This is a genomic window from Rhodococcus sp. ABRD24 (assembly GCF_004328705.1).
GTDB lineage: Bacteria > Actinomycetota > Actinomycetes > Mycobacteriales > Mycobacteriaceae > Prescottella.
On sequence record NZ_CP035319.1, the window covers coordinates 1,536,462 to 1,552,749 of the forward strand.

A 16,288-nucleotide genomic window follows, 5' to 3' on the forward strand; every position below is an offset into this window, starting at 1 on the left:
GTTCATAATACCCCCTGCGGGTACCGACAGGAGCGGCGTCTGCGCGCGATATCGAGCGCGAGCAATCCCGCGACGAGCACCGATGCGAACGCCGCCGTGATCCACGATCCCACGTAGTGCACCGAGGTGAATGACGGCGCGTCGGGCGCGATGGGCCCGAACTCGCTCGTCGTCACGCCACGGGCCGCACACCACCCCGCCAACGCGAGCGCGAGGAGCACCCCCACCGCTTCGGCGATCGGCGCGACCGGACGATTCATCTCGACTTCCCTCCGTGCACGCGCGCGAGCGCCGCGGTCAACTCCTCGCGCAGGACCTCGTCGTCGCGGGCCCACGCCTGCACCAGCGAGCCGCCGCGCAGCCGCAACCCGATCCCGGTTCGCCGCCGCGGCACCCCGGACAATTCGCCGAGGCTGCGCGCACTCTCCCACCGTTCCGGTTCGTCGGCATCCGAGTCGGCCTCAGGCAGAATCGCCTCGATGTCGCTCAGCGGCAGTTCCTCGGCACCCTGCCGCAGCGTCGTGTCGGTGAGCAGCACGCTCACGTGCCGACGCGCGGCCGCCACCTGTACATACACGATTCCAGCAAGCATCGCAGCGAACAGCGCGAGCGCGAACCAGTGCACCACCGGTCCGGTGAACAGCTCGATGACGAGCGCGATCACACAGAACACAGGACCGTAGGCAACCACGCGCCACCGACCACCCGGCTCGTAGAACAACGCCCCCTCGGGGCTATCCGGACCGGTCACGACCGAACCACTCACGTGCACCCTCCCGATACACCAGAACGCTCGCCACCAGCAGCAATATCGGAACGGCCAGGAGCAACGGCGAGACGACGCCGATCACCGCCGCCGCGATCGCGGCGAGGGCGAACACCCCGGACAGCGCGACGGTCACCGTCCGCAGCCGCGGGTCACCCGCACGCACCGGCGCCGCCAGGAAGCCGAGCGCCAGGCCGAACACCAACCAGGCCGCCCCCGTTCCACGCAACAGCCACATGAACGTATCGACACCCGAACTGCCCGGCATGCGCCCACGAATGGCGTCCGCCGAGGTTGTCACTGCCAGGAGCCCGAACAGGACCATCAGGGCCGCGCACAGCACCCAGATCCAGTAGGCCACCGAGACCGGTCGGGGTGATCGCTCGCTCACGCCCCCCATCCTGCGTCATCGCGGTGTGGCGCCCGCCGAGCGGGGCGGTTCACGGCGCGGCGAGCACGCCCGGAACGATCAGCAACAGCATCATCACGAGGCCGAACAGGGCGATCAACGCAAACCACAGCAGTTCCCGGCGCCCACCGGCTCGATGTTCGACGCGCATCGCCACCCCCTAGGTCATGTGACCTTTCTCACAATACCTGGCGTCGGGGGAAATCCCCGCATCGTCAGCGCGCGGGGTTCAGGAAGTACTCGTTGGATTCCTTGCGGTGCATCAGCACGATCGCACCGATCGCCGCGACGGCCTGCAGGATCCCCGCACCGCCCATGACGAGGGCCGCCGGTCCGGTCGCAGCACCGATCCCGAACACCGTCGGAATCGCCGAGAACACGGTGAAAACCCCGACCATCGTGAGCAGCATCCGCGCCCAGTTCTTGCCCTTGCGCATCTTGAAGTCGAACAGCGCCAGCAGACCGGTGAGCACGACGCTGAGGAAGATCCCCGTGATCACGAGCCCGACCACGAGGAGCTGCTCGGCCTGCGAACGCGAGAGATCGACATCGGGCTGCTTGGCCACCTCGTCCATCAGCTGGTCGACGAATGCGGTCCGGTCCCCGTACACGAAAGCCAGCGCGGAGACCAGATACACGATGCCGAGCGCCGCGACTACGAACCACAGCTGGAACGCCGTCACGACATCGGTCGGCACCGGCCGCTTGTCCTGACCGGCGGGCGGCACCGGCGGCACGGCCGGGTACTGCGGCATGCCTTCGGGCGTGCCGGGCCACTGATCGGTCACGACAGCCACCCCGCAGCCTCGGCGGCCCAGTAGGTCAGGACGATGTCGGCACCCGCGCGGCGGATGCTCAGCAACGATTCGAGGACGGCGGCATCGCGGTCGATCCACCCGTTCTGGGCCGCAGCGGTGATCATCGCGTACTCCCCCGAGATCTGGTACGCGGCCACGGGGACGGTCGAACGGTCGGCGACCTCGCGCAGTACGTCCAGGTACGACATGGCCGGCTTGACCATCACCACGTCGGCGCCTTCAGCGAGGTCCAGATCCACCTCGAGTAGCGACTCACGACGGTTGGCCGGATCCTGCTGGTAGGTGCGGCGATCACCCTCGAGCGACGAGCCGACGGCCTCGCGGAACGGCCCGTAGAACGCGGACGCGTATTTCGCCGAGTACGCGAGCTGTCCCACATCGACGTGGCCCGCGGCGTCGAGCCCCTTGCGGATCGCAGCGACCTGGCCATCCATCATGCCGCTGGGTCCGAGCAGGTGGGCGCCGGCGTCGGCCTGCGCGACCGCCATGTCGACATACCTGGCGAGCGTCGCGTCGTTGTCGACCCGGACGCCCCCCGATTCGGACTCCGCCAGCACACCGCAGTGCCCGTGCGAGGTGAATTCGTCCAGGCACGTGTCGGCCATCAGCACCGTCGCGTCACCGAGCTCGGCCTTCAACCCGGCCAGGCCACGGTTGAGAATGCCGTCCGGGTCGGTGGCACCCGAACCCTCCGGATCCTTGTCCTCCTCGCGGGGCACGCCGAACAGCATGAGCCCGCCGACACCGGCCGCGACAGCATCGGCCGCCGCCTTCCGCAGCGAGTCGAGCGTGTGCTGGACGACGCCCGGCATCGACGAAATCGGCCGCGGCTCGTCGATGCCGTCAGCTACGAACATCGGCAGCACGAGATGACGCGGCTCGAGCGATGTCTCGGCAACCAGTCGGCGGAGCGCGGGAGTACCGCGCAGTCGACGGGGACGGTGAACTGGAAACACGGGAACCTGGGCCCTCCTTCGTCGGGCATGTGCGCCTTTGTGGTGGTGTCCGCCACCGGAAAGGCGCACGGGTGCGTCAGCGCCTCGCGCGGGACTTCTTACGCGGCGGGGGCAGCGCACCCTCGGCGCGCAGTCGGGCGGCGTGCTCGGCGAGTGCCTCGACGAGCGGGCCCATCTGCGCTGTCTCCGGCTGGACGTCGACCCGCAGACCGAACTCGATCGCCGTCTCCGCAGTCTTGGGTCCGATACACGCGACGATAGTGCGGGCATGCGGCTTACCGGCGATGCCGACGAGGTTGCGCACGGTCGACGACGAGGTGAAGCACACGGCGTCGAAGCCGCCGGTCTTGATCATCTCGCGGGTCTCGGCCGGCGGCGGCGCCGCCCGCACGGTGCGGTACGCGGTGACGTCGTCGATTTCCCAGCCGCGTTCGCGCAGGCCCTCCGCGAGGGTCTCGGTGGCGATATCGGCGCGGGGCAGCAGGACGCGGTTGACGGGGTCGAAGACGTCGTCGTACGGCGGGAAGTCGGCGAGCAGGCCCTCACTGGACTGCTCGCCCGACGGCACCAGCTCGGGCGTGATGCCGAACGAGCGGACCTTGGCGGCAGTGGCCTCCCCGACACAAGCGATCTTCACACCGGAGAACGCACGCGCATCGAGCCCGAAGGCCTCGAACTTCTCCCATACGGCGCGCACCGCATTGGTGGAGGTGAACACCACCCATTGGTAGCGGCCGTCGACCAGGCCCTTGACCGAACGCTCCATCTGCGCCGGGCTACGCGGTGGCTCGACGGCGATTGTCGGAACCTCGATCGGGATCGCGCCGTGCGTCACGAGACGATCACTCATATCGGCGGCCTGATCCTTGGTGCGCGGAACCAGCACGGTCCAGCCGTACAGCGCGCGGGACTCCCACCACGACATCTTGTTGCGCTGTGCGACGATCTTGCCGACCGTCACGATCAGCGGGCCGACCAGTTCGGAGCCGACGTCGTTGAGCGTCGCGAGGGTGGCCTCGACAGTGCGCTGCTGGCGTGTGGTGCCGCGGACGGTGATCGCGGCCGGTGTCTGCGGGGCCAGCCCGTTCTCGACCAGCGCACTCGCGGTCTCGGCGAGATGCGCGGCGCTCGCATGCAGCACCAGCGGGCCGGGGGCCGCGGCCAGCGCCGCCCAGTCGACCTCGCCGCGCACGTCCGCCTCGGTGTGACCCGAGCCGAGCGCCATACCTGCGTAGCTGGGCACCGCAGAGCCGGAGGGCAGACCAGGGAGCACCTCGAACACCACCTGGGTGCGGGCCACGGCCGAAACCTCGGCAATGACGGAATCGGTGGTCAGTGGATCACCCGAAACGAGACGAACCACGTCGTGGCCGTTCTTGGCCTCGGCGACCAGCGTCTTGGCGACCTCGGCGGGCTCACCGAGGGCGGGCCGGACCTCGGCGATCGGCTCGTCGGTCTCCGGATCCCGGCCCAGCGCGGTGCCGACGAGAGCGGTCACGCCCTTGTCTACGTCGGGGTCGGTGAATGCCAGCGCCGCCGAAGCGAGCACGTCCCGTGCGCGGACGGTGAGCAGCGCCGGATCACCGGGCCCCGATCCCACAAAGAGGATCCGTCCGGGGGTGTTCTTGCGGACTCGGCTCATCGGTAGTTCTCCAGTGCGGTCTCATGTCGATAGGAAATATCTGCAAAATCGGGCCTGTGGAGGTCAAGCACGTCAAACATCGGCATCACCGTCCTCGGCAATCGTCATCAGATCGCGTGCGCCGAGCTCGAGCAATTCGCGCGCCACCGCGCGTCCCAACTCGTCCGCACGCTCGGGCGATCCCACTATGGACGCCCGAATCACATCCGAACCGTCGATCGCAGCGGCGCAGCCGCGCACGGACAGTTCCTCGAATACGTGGCCGTCATCGTCGATCGACTCGACGACCTCGGCAATTGCCCCGACCGGGGCGGTGCAACCGGCCTCGAGCTCGGCCAGCAGGGCCCGCTCGGCGACAACCGCGGCCCGTGTGGGCGCGTCGTCCAGCTCGCCGAGCAACGCGATCAGGTCCGGGCGGTCGGTGCGGCACTCGACTGCGAGCGCGCCCTGCGACGGCGCGGGCAGCATCTGGACCGGATCGAGTGTCTCGGTGATGCGGTCGGTCCGGCCGATACGGGACAGGCCCGCACGGGCGATCACGATGGCGTCGAGCTCACCGGACGCCACCTTGCCGAGACGGGTGTCGATGTTGCCGCGCAGTGGCTCGATCTCGAGGCCCAGACCGAGCGCGCGCAGCTGGGCGCGGCGCCGCGGCGCGGACGTGCCGATCCGGGATCCGGCCGGCAGCTCGCCGAGCACCAGGCCGTCGCGGGCGACGAGCGCATCGCGCGGGTCTTCACGGGTGGGGACCGCCGCGATCAGCAGGTCGTCGGGCTGCGCGGTTGGCAGGTCCTTGTACGAGTGGACGGCGACATCCACCTCGCCGGCCGCGAGCGCCTCACGCAACTCGGCGACGAACACGCCGACGCCGATGCGCTGCACCGGTCCGGCAGTGACGTCACCCTTGGTCTTGATGATCACGAGCTCGGCGGGATGGCCGGCGGCAATCAACGCGTCCCGGACCGTGCCGGCCTGCGTCGTCGCCAACAGGCTTCCCCGAGTACCGATCCGCAGGGTGCGGGTCGCCGTGTCCCCGTTCAGGCCGGTGACCGGCGACGAGGCCGCGTCGGTGCTCATGCCTGCGCATCCTTTCGTGAAACAGCGTGTCCGGTGACGACATCACCGAGATCGATCGGCGCCGCGACGGCCTCGGCCGATCCGGGCCGCAGCTCGAACAGCTCGCGCAGCGCCTCGGCGTAGGTGTCGCCGCCCGGTGTGGACGCGAGTTGCTTGACCCGCACCGTCGGGGCGTGCAGAAGTTTGTCGACCACGCGGCGGACCGTGCGGGCCACCTCGTCGCGCTGCGGATCGTCCAGACCGGGCAGTCGCGAGTCGAGCCGCAGCAGTTCCGCCTCGACCACCTCGGCAGCGCGCTGGCGCAGCGCCGTTACGGTGGGAGTGATCTCGGCGAGCCGCTGGGCAGCAAGGTACTGGGCGAGCTCGGCGGCGACGATCTCGCGCGCGGCATCCGCGTCGGACGCGGCAGCGCCGGCGGCCGGATCGCGTTGCAGGGCTTCCATGTCGAGCACGACCACCTCGGGCAGGCCGGCGACAGCGGGTTCGACGTCGCGGGGCAGACCCAGGTCGCAGATCACGAGCGGGCGGCCCGACTCGCGACCCTTCTGGGCCAGCGCGCGGTGGGTGTCAGCGAGGGTGACGACGGAGCCGACCGCACCGGTACAGGTGACGAGCACGTCGGCCTGCGCCATCGCGTCCGACACGTCGTCGAATCCCATTGCGACGGCATCGATGCCGTTACCGACGGCAGTGGCCGCAAGATGCTCAGCCCGCTCCCGGGTGCGGTTGACCACGAGGATCCGCCCGATCCCGGCGCGGGTCAGATGCGCAACCGACAGACCACCCATCGCACCGGCGCCGAGGACGACCGCGGTACGCCCGGCGAGCCCGCCGCCGAGGATCCCGGCGGCGCGATCGAGCGCCACCGACACCACCGAGGCACCGGCGGCGTCGATTCCGGTCTCCGAGTGCACCCGCTTGCCGACCCGCAGCGCCTGCTGGGCCAGCTCGTGCAGTGCCCGGCCGGCCGCCTGCTGGGCATCGGCCGCCGCGTATGCGGAGCGGATCTGCCCGAGAATCTGCTGCTCACCGATCACCATCGAATCGAGCCCGCTCGCGACCACGAACAGATGCTCGGCCGCAGCCTCGCTGTAACGGACGTAGACGTGCTTGTGCAATTCGGCGAGATCGAGACCCGAGTGGCCGGCGAGAAGCTCACCTAGCTCGGTGAGCGCACCGTGGAAGGCGTCGACGACGGCGTAGATCTCGATGCGGTTGCACGTCGAGACGATCATCGCCTCGGAGATGTGCGCCGAGGCGAGCATCTTGTCCGTCAGCTTCGGGCGGTCGGTGTCGGTCACCGCGATCCGCTCGAGGATCGACACGGGAGCGCTTCGGTGCGAGATCCCGACGAGGAGCACACTCACGGTCTGATCACCGGTCCATTTCTGGTCGTGGCACCGGCCGCCGCGGACGCAGCGGCAACCTGCTGGGGAAACTGTTCCTCGTTACGCGCCATGTTGAAGGAAAGCACCTGCATCTCCATCGCGAGGTCGACTCGACGCATCTCTACGTGGTCGGGAATCTCGAGGGCGAGTGGCGAGAAGCTCAGGATGCACCGCAGTCCGGCGCGCACCAGGAGGTCGCACACGGCCTGCGCGGCGTCGTCCGGGGTCGAGATGACGCCGATCGTGGCCTCGAGTTCGCGGCAGGCGTCCTCGAGTTCGGTCACGTTCCGCACGTCCAGCCCACCGACCCGGGAACCGACCAGTGCCGCATCGTTGTCGAACAGGCCCACCATGGAGAACCCGCGGCGATCGAACCCTCCGTAGCCGGCGAGCGCGCGGCCGAGATTGCCGACACCGACGAGCACGACCCGATGTCCACGATCGAGACCGAGCGCGGACTCGATGCGGGCGCGCAGCCGGGTGACGTCGTAGCCGACACCGCGAACACCGTTGGGCCCGAGGAAGGAAAGGTCCTTGCGGAGCTTCGCGGAACCGACGCCCGACGCGGTCGCGAGCTCCTCACTGGAGACGATGATCGTGCCCTCGTCAGCGAGCAATCCGAGGACCCGCAGATAGGTGGCCAGACGGGTCACCGTAGCCTGAGGGATATCCCGGTGCTGCAGGGCTGGCGCGGTGGGCGCGGCAGCGGTGGTCGAATCAGCCCCGGTGACGTCGTGGGCCACGGGCCCTTGCGCCTGGTGCTGTTCGGTCACGTCGATGGCTCCTAGTCCGGCCGGCCGTGTACCCCGGCCTTCGCAGTGGTCCGGGGCTTTTGTTCACACCACGGTAACCGCTTGTGAAGCCATGCACAAAGTTGCTCAACCGCTGCCGGACGTGCTCTCACCTGCAAAGCGACCGCCGCGACGGGGCGGGGTGACCTCTCCCACTCCTCGACCGGCCCGGCGACCGGTGGGACGAACTCAGCTCACGGCGAGGTCCGCGCGCAGTCGTTCCTCGTCGACCTCCCAGTAGCTGTGCTCGCGTCCGTCCAGGAGGACGACGGGCAGCCGGTCCCCATACTCGGCCCGCAGATCGGGGTCGGTGGCCGCGGCCTCGTCGACGTCGGTGCAGGTCAGTTCGAGTTCGAACTCGACGCAGATCGCCTCGAGCAGTTCCCGCGCGGGGACGCACGCGCCGCAACCGGCGCGCGTGAGAAGGGTGATCCGGTTTCGCGGCTGATCCATGTACACCAGTGTCCCCCAGGGTCGGGCGAGGCGACCCGCGCCGTCGCCCTTCCCCCGGGTTCCGAACCGTTCCGTTTGGAGACGAACATCACACCCCGCGGGAGGAGCCCGGATCCATCGGAATGCACCCCACCGCGCGGGCTAGGGTGAGCCAGGGGTATCTGCGACGCGGGAGGTGCGAGTGCCTGGGCGATCACTGCCGAACGGCGCTGGATTCGGTGTGGGGCTGTCCGGGATTCTGCGCCCGGGTCGGCGCCGGATCCGGAATCTGCTGGGCCCGAGCGAAGCCGAGCTGCGCGCGAACCTCGCCGGCGAGGCGAGCGCCGACGCCGCGCTCGCTCTTCAGGAGGCTGCCGCGCTCGAAGCCGCCGCGCTCGAGGGTGAGGAACCCGAGACTGCCGAGCCGCCCGCCGAACCCGCGGTGCCGAGTGATCTGACCGCAGCTGCCTTCTTCGACGTCGACAACACGATGGTGCAGGGCGCGTCGATCATTCACTTCGCCCGCGGACTCGCCGCTCGCAAGTACCTCAGGACTTCCGACCTGGTCGACTTCGCATGGAAACAGATCAAGTTCCGGGTCACCGGCAAGGAGAACAGCGACGATGTCGCCGAGGGCCGAGAGAAGGCGCTCTCGTTCGTAGCCGGACGCTCCACCGCCGAACTCGCCCGACTCGGCGAGGAGATCTACGACGAAGTGATCGCCGACAAGATCTGGGACGGCACCCGCGCGCTGGCGCAGATGCATCTCGATGCCGGCCAGCAGGTGTGGCTCGTGACCGCGACACCGGTAGAGCTGGCCCAGGTCATCGCGAAGCGCCTCGGGCTCAGCGGGGCGCTGGGCACCGTCGCCGAAAGCAAGGACGGCGTCTTCACCGGCCGTCTCGTCGGCGATATCCTGCACGGCCTCGGCAAAGCCCACGCCGTACGGACGCTCGCGGTCCGTGAGGGGCTCAATCTCAAACGCTGCACCGCATACTCCGACAGCTACAACGACGTCCCGATGCTGTCGCTGGTCGGCACCGCGGTGGCCGTCAACCCGGATGCCGACCTTCGCGAGCTCGCGAAGACCCGCGGCTGGGAGGTACGCGACTTCCGCACCGGACGTAAGGCCGCACAGATCGGCGTGCCGACGGCGCTGCTGCTCGGAGCCGTCGGCGGAGCGGTGGGGGCAATCCTCAGCCGTCGCCGCGAGCGGGTCCCGACCGAGGCGCCGCAGCGGCGTCAGCCCATGAAGACGTTGCGCCGCTGCGCCAGCAGGCGGTAGAGGGTCTGCTGGATGGTCTCGCGGACGTGGTCGGTGACCTCGAACAGCACCATCGGATCGTCCGCCTCGGCGACGTCATAGGTGTCAGTGTGGATCGGGGCGCCGAACTCGATGTACCACTTCGACGGCAGCGGCACGAGCCCCAGCGGCCCCAGGTGCGGGAACAGCGGCGTCACGGGGAAGTACGGCATGCCCAGCAGTCGAGCGAGCGGGGCGATGTCACCGATCTTCGGGTAGATCTCCTCGGATCCGACAATCGAGCAAGGGATGATCGGCACGCCGGCCCGCATCGCGGCGGAGACGAACCCGCCACGGCCGAACCGCTGCAGCTTGTAACGCTCGGTGAACGGCTTCCCGATCCCCTTGAAGCCCTCGGGGAACACTGCAGCGACCTCCCCACTACGCAGCAACCGTTCGGCGTCGGGGTGGCAGGCCAGCGTGTGGCCGGCTTTACGGGCGATGTTGCCGACCACCGGCATCTCGAAGGCCAGGTCTGCAGCGAGCATTCGCAATGCCCGCTGCTGCGGGTGATGGTCGTGCACCGCGACCGACGTCATCAGGGCATCGAGCGGGATCACACCGGCATGGTTGGCCACCACCAGCGCGCCGCCCTGCTCGGGAATGTTCTCGACGCCGCGAGTCTCGACACGGAACCACTTCTCGAAGAGCGGTCGCAGCGCGGGCAGGAACACCGCGTCGGCAAAGTGTGGGTCGTACCCGAAATCGTCGACCTCGTAGTCGCCGGCGAGCCGACGCCGCAGGAATCCGGCCACACCCGCGACCTGATCTGCGACGCGGGAACGGAGACCGTCGAGCGGTGAGCCCGACTGCTCGTCCAGACGATCCTCGTTCGGGGGTTCGGGTTGTGGCGTGGACCGCGACCGGTCGGTGTACGAGACGGACGAATGTCGACCGGCCGGACGGTTGCGCGCCGGGCGGGTGCCCGTGCCACCGTGCAACGGAATCACCTTCGCCACCTCGTTCACTGCTGCCCCCTGTTCTCGCCGGCCGCACCCACGAGCGAGAGCGCGGCCGATTCGGCCGAGTCCACCCATTCCGGTCGGATCACCCGGTTCAGCCCGGTCCCGCGCACGAAGTCGTCGAGCGCCTGCACCGTCGTCCACCGCGGTTCGAAGCCCAGCTCGGTGCGCATACGGGTGGTATCCAATCCGCAGCCGAAGTGGAAGTAATCGAGCTGCTCGCGGGTGAAGGACCGCATCTGCGAACCCATCAGTGCGCGTCCGGCGCTACGGAAGAGCGCAAACGGCATCAGGACCTCGATGCGGCCGGCCCTCCGGATCGCCTGCGACATCATCACCATGCCGTCCCCGGCGACGTTGAACGTCCCGGCCGGTCCGGCGACCGTAGCGAGGGCGAGCGCTGCCAGCGCGTCCTCCTCGTGCAACAGCTGCATACGCGCATCCCGGCCGAAGATGCTGGGGACGAGCGGCGACGTGAGATAGCGGGCCACCCAGCCGTGCAGGTGCGGTCCCATCAGCGGCGCAAGCCGCAGGATCGACACCGCGATGTCCGGCCGCCGGCGTCCGAGCCCGCGGGCATAGCCCTCGATTTCGATGCAGTCGCGTGCCCATGCCCCCTGCGGCGGGCGCCGCGCCCCCATTTCCTCGGTGAACTTGGCCGGATCCTTGGGACTGCCGCCGTACACCGCGGACGCGGACCGAAGCACCACCTTGCGCACGGTCGGCGACTTCTGGCACACCGCAAACAGCTGCATCGCCCCGATGACGTTCATGTCCTTCATCGCCGCGCGGCTGCCGGACTTCGGGGCCTGAGCGACGGTGGCCGCGTGCACCACGGTATCCACCTCGGCGCCGCGAATGACCTTGCCGATGAGTGGATTTCGAATATCCGCGCGGACGAATTCGGCACGGCCCATCCGCCGCATCATGTCCTTGCTGGGCGAAACGGCGTCGACGGCGACGACCCGCTCGATGGCCGGGTCCTGGGCGAGCCGGGCCACGAGGAATCCACCCGGGAACCGGCTGGCACCTGTCACCAGCACCACCTTCGGTGGCTGCACACCCCGTTCGTCAAGACTCATCCGCGCCCCCAGTCCAAATCGCCCCACGGGGAGCCTAACGAATCTGCGGGACGGCACAACAGTTCTGCGCGAGCCTTTTACACATCGGCAACACCGGCGGTTCGGGCAACGCGACTTCCCCCTGGTACCCGAATGCCCGCCACCTCGGAGAGGGGACGGGCATCCAAGCGCAAAGCTTACTTGCCGAGCTTCCTACGCTGCACCCGCGTACGACGAAGCAGCTTGCGGTGCTTCTTCTTCGACATGCGCTTGCGGCGCTTCTTGATCACTGAACCCATGGTGGATTCCCTCACGTTCTTCTCTAGCGTTCAGCGCACGCCGGTCACGTACGCCTGTGTCTTCATCTGGCGCTTGAAGGCCTCGTTGTCACTAGCGCAGCGCCTGACGACACCGGCTGGCTGGTACGACGACTAATGATCGTACCGGGACGGGTGCGCTAGAGAAAAACCAGGCTCACCCTTTTCATTCCGGCTGGTCAGCCGGCATTGAAATACGAGGTCTCCAGATAGTCGTGTACAGCTTTCGCGTGGACGCGGAATGACCGCCCCACACGAACAGCAGGCAGCTCGCCACTGTGCACGAGCCGATACACCGTCATCTTCGAAACCCTCATCAGCGTTGCAACCTCTGCAACCGTGAGGAACTGCGTCCCGGCCAGGCCGGGTTGCCCTTCTGCAGGCCCTTTGGAGGGCTTGTCGGGCTTGTCGATGGATGCCATCTATCCAATTACCTCCGGCACATGTCGCGCCGCCGGCTTCCCCTCCGGCGGAACAGACACGCACGTGCTGACACGAGCTTAGCGGGACCAGTGGGATTGATGCGACGGGTGTTGCAAACAAGATCGACAACTGCGATCTACTCCGACGCCGCGCCCAGCTCCGCAGACCGGTTCCGCGCGGCCGCGAGCGCGTCGTGGAACGCCGACCGCAGGCCGTTGCGTTCGAGTTCACGCAGCGCTGCAGCGGTGGTTCCACCCGGCGACGTCACCGCGGCCCGCAGCTCGGTGGCGCTCTCGCCGGACTGGGCCAGCATCGCCGCCGATCCGACCATCGTCTGCACGACGAGCTCGGTGGCAGTGGCCCGGGTCAGTCCCAGCGCTACACCGGCGTCGACCATCGCCTCCACCGTGAGGAAGAAGTACGCAGGTCCGGAGCCTGAGACGGCCGTGACCGCATCGATCTGCGACTCCGGCACGATGCTGACGGTGCCGACGGTCGCGAGGATGCCGCGCACCAAGTCCAGGTGTTCGGGCTTGACGTGGCGACCGGGTGCGATGACGCTGGCGCCCAGGCCGACCAGCATCGGCGTGTTCGGCATGACCCGCACGACAGGGAAGCCGGCCGGCAGCTTCACCTCGTACCTCACCGTCGGGATGCCGGCGGCCAGCGAGACCAGTACCTGCTCCTGTTCGCCGTCGAGATCTACGGTAGCGAGCACGGCCATCACCGACTCGACGTCGGCCGGCTTGACGGCGATGACGATCACATCGGCGCCGTCGGCCGCATCCGCGATCGTGGTGACCCGGATGGAATAGGTGGACGCCAGCTCGGCAGCACGTGGCTCGTACTGCTCGGCCACCACGAGGTCCCGGGTGGCGTGGCCGCCCTGCAACAGTCCAGAGATCAGCGCCTCGCCGATCTTGCCGCCACCGATCACCGCAATTCTCGTCATGGCAACAAGCCTGCCACGACGAGAATTCGGCATCGGCTCCGGTACCGCAGGTCCGGTACCAGCGGGGAATCAGCGAGGGATCATGGCCAGCTGCCGACTCTGTACGACGACGGCGCCCGTCGAGTCGAGGACGGTGTGGTCCTCCTCGAACCAGGTACCGCCGAGGACGGTCGAGTTGGCCATCACGCGCAACCACCCCGGGGCCGGCTGCCGCCGCAGGTATGTCGTGAGCTGAACGGTCGGGGCCCAGCCGAACATGCCACGGTTCATCGTCACCGGCGCGCAGATGTCACCGGTCATCAGCGCGAACAGCGCCGCGGTGGCCGGATCCGACTCGTCCTCCGTCCACGGCCGCGCCCACATCCGCACCTGCGGCTCACCCTGCTTGCCACTGAGGAAGTGTGCCGACGACCCGTCCACCCGCAGATCACACCCCTGCGAGACGTGCACGACCTGGGCCATCGGGTGGTCCTTCGTGAGCACGTGTGCCTCCGCGGGCGGCTCCGCGGGCAGCTGGGCGAGCGACTGCACCTGTGCGTAGTGCGGATCCCCCGAGTCCGGCACTCCGAGGGTCACCGCGGCGTGCACCGCGGGTCGGCCCGCCTGTGACAGTTCGACGTCGACGAGCGAGACCTGACGGCCCCGCTTGCGTACGGTCGCGATGACGTCGACGTCGCCCGGGTCCGGCGCTGCCAGGTAGTTGGCGCTCACCGCGAGCGGCTGCACAGCCGGGTCGACAGTCGTCCCGCCCGGCGCGGTGCCGATCAGTTCCTGCCGCGCCGCCGCCGCACACAGCGCCATCATGCACCCACCGTGCACCTTGGGTCCGATGGTCCAGATGGGGTCGATGTGCGCCCGATACCGGCCGTCACCCTGGGGGGAGACATCGGTCAGGTCCCGGAACGGGTGGGTGGAGATGGAGGTTTCGAGGGTCACTGGTCGTCCTGTTCGTGGGGGTCGGGGGTGGCAACGGTGTCGAAGGTGCGGTCGGCGAACATCCCCGCACCGAGGTCCTGGTGCGCGAGCCGGCGCAGGGCCGCGAGCACGGGTTCGTAGATCACGGTCCCCAGCACCGCGTACTCGACGGCCGATGCGACCGAGTCGGTGGGCATGAGCTGAAGGTCCACCTCGGCAATGGCGCGAACGTGCGGGGCATAGGCGTCGAGCCGTTCGCTGGTCATCGGAATGCCGACATCCTCGGCCGCCGCGAGCGCACGCTCGAGTTGCGCGACCGCCGGATAGGTGGGGTCGTACACCTGCCCGAGCCGCTCGAGGACCGCACGCGCGCGGGGATACTCGTCGGGGCCCCCGGCCTCGGCCGCGTAGGGCGGCAGCGCGGCCAGGGCGCGGCCCAAGGTCTCGAAGACGGTGTCCGCCGGGGTGTCGACGAGGCCGACGATGGTGCGAATCCGGTTGATGGGCAGACCCGCGCCCGCGAGCGCCTTGATCAACGCGAGCCGGCGGACGTGCTCCTCGCCGTACTCGGACTGGGTGGCGCTGCTGGCCGCTCCGGGCATGAGCAGTCCCTCGCGCAGGTAGTACTTGACGGTTGCCAGCGGCACGCCGCTCACCACAACCAGCTCGGAGACCCGCACCGCACCCCTTCGTCCGCGACGACTCTTGACACCGGCCCGCAGCGGGTCGACCATGACGCCTACTGGATAGTTTAACTATCCAATTTTGAGTTCAAGCCTAGCGCACCCGAGGAGCTCACCATGGATCCCCTTCTCACGATCGTCGTCGGCGTCACGGTCCTCACCGTCGTCGGCATTGCCTCCGGCGGCGCGTTCCTGCTCCGCATCCTCACCGGCCATCAGGGCGCGAACGACCTGCAGAAGAGCTTCTTCCGCGCCGGACATGCTCACGCCGGCGTGCTGGTCACGCTCGGTCTCGTCCTTGCAACCCTGACCGCAGTGGTCGATGCGAGCCGCGGCTGGGCCGCGGCCGGCGCCATCGCAGTGCTGGTGTCCGCGATCTTCATTCCCGCCGGGTTCTTCCTGTCCGTCCTCGGACGCGATCCGGTGAAGCCCGGGCCGATGCTGGCCGCGATCTGGGTCGGGGCGGCCTGCCTCGCGGTGGGTCTGGTGATCTCCGGGATCGCGGTGATCAGCGCGGGTGTCTCCGCACTGTGACCATGCCGGTCAGTTGAGATGCTTACGCGCGAAGCTCAGCGCCTGCCCGAGCATAGACGCGCGCTCGGACCGGGTACGCGCGTTCTGGGTGTTGATCTCGACCACGGCCTGCCCGGCGAATCCGCCGTCCACCAGATGGCGGCACACCTCGACACACGGCTGACTGCCGTGGCCGGGAATGAGGTGTTCGTCCACCGAAGCGCCGCGCCCGTCGGCGAGGTGCAGGTGCGAGAGCCCGCCGCCCATCCGCTCCGCGAGCTCGAGCGCGTCCATACCAGCGGTCGCGGTATGCGACAGGTCGAGCGTGTAATGCTGATGACCCGAATCCGTGGGGTCGTACGACGGGCTGAACGCCGACAGCGCCGCACCCGGTCCACCGCGTCGGCGCAGCCGTTCCGCCGACTTCTCCTTGCCACCGAAGAAGCTGTCCGCCCGCATCGGGAACATGTTCTCGACCGCCACGACAGCGCCGGTCTTCTCCTCGAGCTCCGCCACCTGATCCGCAAAGCCGTCGGCGTAGCGCCGTTGCCAGCGGAACGGCGGGTGTACCACCACGTTCGACGCGCCCAGCGCCTCGGCCGCGGCCACCGACCGATCCAGCTTCGCGGCGGGGTCGGCGCCCCACACGCGCTGCGAGATCAGCAAGCACGGAACGTGGACGGCCTGCACGGGGACGGCATACTTGCGCACCAGCTTCTTCACCGCCGAGATGTCCTGGCTGACCGACTCGGCCCACACCATCAGCTCGACGCCGTCGTAGCCGACCTCGGCCGCATAGCGGAACGCCGCCTCCGTGTTTTCCGGATAGACGGACGCGGTGGACAATCCGACGAGAATCTTCCGGTCCGGCATGCGTTCG

20 protein-coding genes are annotated in these 16,288 nt (G+C 68.7%); 2 read left to right on the forward strand and 18 right to left on the reverse strand.

Going from position 1 to position 16,288, the window contains the following annotated elements; genetic code table 11:
- Positions 1-2: 2 nt before the first annotated feature.
- From ERC79_RS06860 to ERC79_RS06905, 10 genes are all read right to left on the reverse strand, one after another.
- Positions 3-260, reverse strand: a complete 258-nt coding sequence (locus tag ERC79_RS06860) for a hypothetical protein (RefSeq protein ID WP_131576849.1) — start codon at positions 258-260, stop codon at positions 3-5.
- Positions 257-766 (reverse strand): hypothetical protein, encoded by a 510-nt coding sequence (locus ERC79_RS06865; RefSeq protein WP_242676760.1) that lies wholly within the window; start codon positions 764-766, stop codon positions 257-259. The genes ERC79_RS06860 and ERC79_RS06865 overlap by 4 nt, the downstream gene beginning before the upstream one ends.
- Positions 735-1,157: a hypothetical protein gene (locus ERC79_RS06870; protein WP_131576852.1), complete on the reverse strand. Its 423-nt coding sequence runs from the start codon at positions 1,155-1,157 to the stop codon at positions 735-737. The genes ERC79_RS06865 and ERC79_RS06870 overlap by 32 nt, the downstream gene beginning before the upstream one ends.
- A gap of 233 nt (positions 1,158-1,390) precedes the next feature.
- Entirely contained in the window at positions 1,391-1,963 is a 573-nt protein-coding gene (locus tag ERC79_RS06875) for a hypothetical protein (protein ID WP_242676761.1), read from the reverse strand.
- Positions 1,960-2,949 carry a porphobilinogen synthase gene (gene hemB / locus ERC79_RS06880; protein ID WP_131576854.1) on the reverse strand — a complete coding sequence of 330 codons (990 nt, stop codon included), beginning with the start codon at positions 2,947-2,949 and terminating at the stop codon, positions 1,960-1,962. The genes ERC79_RS06875 and hemB overlap by 4 nt, the downstream gene beginning before the upstream one ends.
- Before the next feature lie 76 nt (positions 2,950-3,025).
- Complete coding sequence (locus ERC79_RS06885) at positions 3,026-4,591, reverse strand: bifunctional uroporphyrinogen-III C-methyltransferase/uroporphyrinogen-III synthase (protein WP_131576856.1); 1,566 nt, start codon at positions 4,589-4,591, stop codon at positions 3,026-3,028.
- 72 nt (positions 4,592-4,663) lie between these two features.
- A complete protein-coding gene (gene hemC, locus ERC79_RS06890) occupies positions 4,664-5,668 on the reverse strand; it encodes a hydroxymethylbilane synthase (RefSeq protein ID WP_131576858.1) in 1,005 nt (334 codons plus the stop codon).
- Positions 5,665-7,035 (reverse strand): glutamyl-tRNA reductase, encoded by a 1,371-nt coding sequence (locus ERC79_RS06895; protein ID WP_131576860.1) that lies wholly within the window; start codon positions 7,033-7,035, stop codon positions 5,665-5,667. Before ERC79_RS06895 ends, hemC begins: the two co-directional genes overlap by 4 nt.
- Positions 7,032-7,829: a redox-sensing transcriptional repressor Rex gene (locus ERC79_RS06900; protein ID WP_207390437.1), complete on the reverse strand. Its 798-nt coding sequence runs from the start codon at positions 7,827-7,829 to the stop codon at positions 7,032-7,034. Before ERC79_RS06900 ends, ERC79_RS06895 begins: the two co-directional genes overlap by 4 nt.
- Before the next feature lie 207 nt (positions 7,830-8,036).
- Positions 8,037-8,300 (reverse strand): glutaredoxin family protein, encoded by a 264-nt coding sequence (locus ERC79_RS06905; protein WP_131576863.1) that lies wholly within the window; start codon positions 8,298-8,300, stop codon positions 8,037-8,039.
- A 181-nt stretch (positions 8,301-8,481) separates the two neighbouring features.
- On the opposite strand from ERC79_RS06905, the gene ERC79_RS06910 reads away from it, so the two are divergent.
- Positions 8,482-9,564 (forward strand): HAD-IB family hydrolase, encoded by a 1,083-nt coding sequence (locus ERC79_RS06910; protein ID WP_131576865.1) that lies wholly within the window; start codon positions 8,482-8,484, stop codon positions 9,562-9,564.
- Here ERC79_RS06910 and ERC79_RS06915 read toward each other — a convergent pair.
- The 7 genes from ERC79_RS06915 to ERC79_RS06945 form a co-directional block, all read right to left on the reverse strand.
- Positions 9,522-10,550, reverse strand: a complete 1,029-nt coding sequence (locus ERC79_RS06915) for a lysophospholipid acyltransferase family protein (protein ID WP_131576867.1) — start codon at positions 10,548-10,550, stop codon at positions 9,522-9,524. The two genes, ERC79_RS06910 and ERC79_RS06915, sit on opposite strands and share 43 nt — an antisense overlap.
- Entirely contained in the window at positions 10,547-11,626 is a 1,080-nt protein-coding gene (locus ERC79_RS06920) for an NAD-dependent epimerase/dehydratase family protein (protein WP_131576869.1), read from the reverse strand. Before ERC79_RS06920 ends, ERC79_RS06915 begins: the two co-directional genes overlap by 4 nt.
- A 176-nt stretch (positions 11,627-11,802) precedes the next feature.
- Positions 11,803-11,904, reverse strand: coding sequence for an AURKAIP1/COX24 domain-containing protein (locus tag ERC79_RS06925; protein WP_003402602.1), 102 nt, complete (start codon positions 11,902-11,904; stop codon positions 11,803-11,805).
- Positions 11,905-12,101: 197 nt separating this feature from the next.
- The gene (locus ERC79_RS06930) at positions 12,102-12,344 is read right to left on the reverse strand and encodes a helix-turn-helix domain-containing protein (RefSeq protein ID WP_131576871.1); all 243 of its coding nucleotides are present in this window, start codon (positions 12,342-12,344) and stop codon (positions 12,102-12,104) included.
- Positions 12,345-12,481: 137 nt separating this feature from the next.
- Positions 12,482-13,297, reverse strand: coding sequence for a pyrroline-5-carboxylate reductase (proC, locus tag ERC79_RS06935; protein ID WP_131576873.1), 816 nt, complete (start codon positions 13,295-13,297; stop codon positions 12,482-12,484).
- A 69-nt stretch (positions 13,298-13,366) separates the two neighbouring features.
- Positions 13,367-14,215, reverse strand: a complete 849-nt coding sequence (locus ERC79_RS06940; RefSeq protein ID WP_131580823.1) for a thioesterase family protein — start codon at positions 14,213-14,215, stop codon at positions 13,367-13,369.
- A gap of 14 nt (positions 14,216-14,229) precedes the next feature.
- A complete protein-coding gene (locus ERC79_RS06945) occupies positions 14,230-14,892 on the reverse strand; it encodes a MerR family transcriptional regulator (protein ID WP_131580826.1) in 663 nt (220 codons plus the stop codon).
- Positions 14,893-15,012: 120 nt separating this feature from the next.
- Between ERC79_RS06945 and ERC79_RS06950 the strand changes: the two genes are divergently transcribed.
- The gene (locus ERC79_RS06950; protein ID WP_131576874.1) at positions 15,013-15,429 is read left to right on the forward strand and encodes a hypothetical protein; all 417 of its coding nucleotides are present in this window, start codon (positions 15,013-15,015) and stop codon (positions 15,427-15,429) included.
- Positions 15,430-15,438: 9 nt separating this feature from the next.
- Here ERC79_RS06950 and ERC79_RS06955 read toward each other — a convergent pair whose 3' ends face one another.
- On the reverse strand, positions 15,439-16,281 hold the full coding sequence (locus ERC79_RS06955; protein ID WP_131580829.1) for a sugar phosphate isomerase/epimerase: 843 nt from the start codon (positions 16,279-16,281) through the stop codon (positions 15,439-15,441).
- Positions 16,282-16,288: the final 7 nt, after the last annotated feature.

Bases quoted from the DNA above. Each gene is read 5' to 3' on its own strand.
- ERC79_RS06955 (WP_131580829.1), bottom strand. From the start codon at position 16,281: ATGCCGGACCGGAAGATTCTCGTCGGATTGTCCACCGCGTCCGTCTAT.
- ERC79_RS06920 (WP_131576869.1), bottom strand. From the start codon at position 11,626: ATGAGTCTTGACGAACGGGGTGTGCAGCCACCGAAGGTGGTGCTGGTG.
- ERC79_RS06950 (WP_131576874.1), top strand. From the start codon at position 15,013: ATGGATCCCCTTCTCACGATCGTCGTCGGCGTCACGGTCCTCACCGTC.
- ERC79_RS06930 (WP_131576871.1), bottom strand. From the start codon at position 12,344: ATGGCATCCATCGACAAGCCCGACAAGCCCTCCAAAGGGCCTGCAGAA.
- ERC79_RS06860 (WP_131576849.1), bottom strand. From the start codon at position 260: ATGAATCGTCCGGTCGCGCCGATCGCCGAAGCGGTGGGGGTGCTCCTC.
- ERC79_RS06925 (WP_003402602.1), bottom strand. From the start codon at position 11,904: ATGGGTTCAGTGATCAAGAAGCGCCGCAAGCGCATGTCGAAGAAGAAG.
- ERC79_RS06905 (WP_131576863.1), bottom strand. From the start codon at position 8,300: ATGGATCAGCCGCGAAACCGGATCACCCTTCTCACGCGCGCCGGTTGC.
- proC (WP_131576873.1), bottom strand. From the start codon at position 13,297: ATGACGAGAATTGCGGTGATCGGTGGCGGCAAGATCGGCGAGGCGCTG.
- ERC79_RS06885 (WP_131576856.1), bottom strand. From the start codon at position 4,591: ATGAGCCGAGTCCGCAAGAACACCCCCGGACGGATCCTCTTTGTGGGA.
- hemC (WP_131576858.1), bottom strand. From the start codon at position 5,668: ATGAGCACCGACGCGGCCTCGTCGCCGGTCACCGGCCTGAACGGGGAC.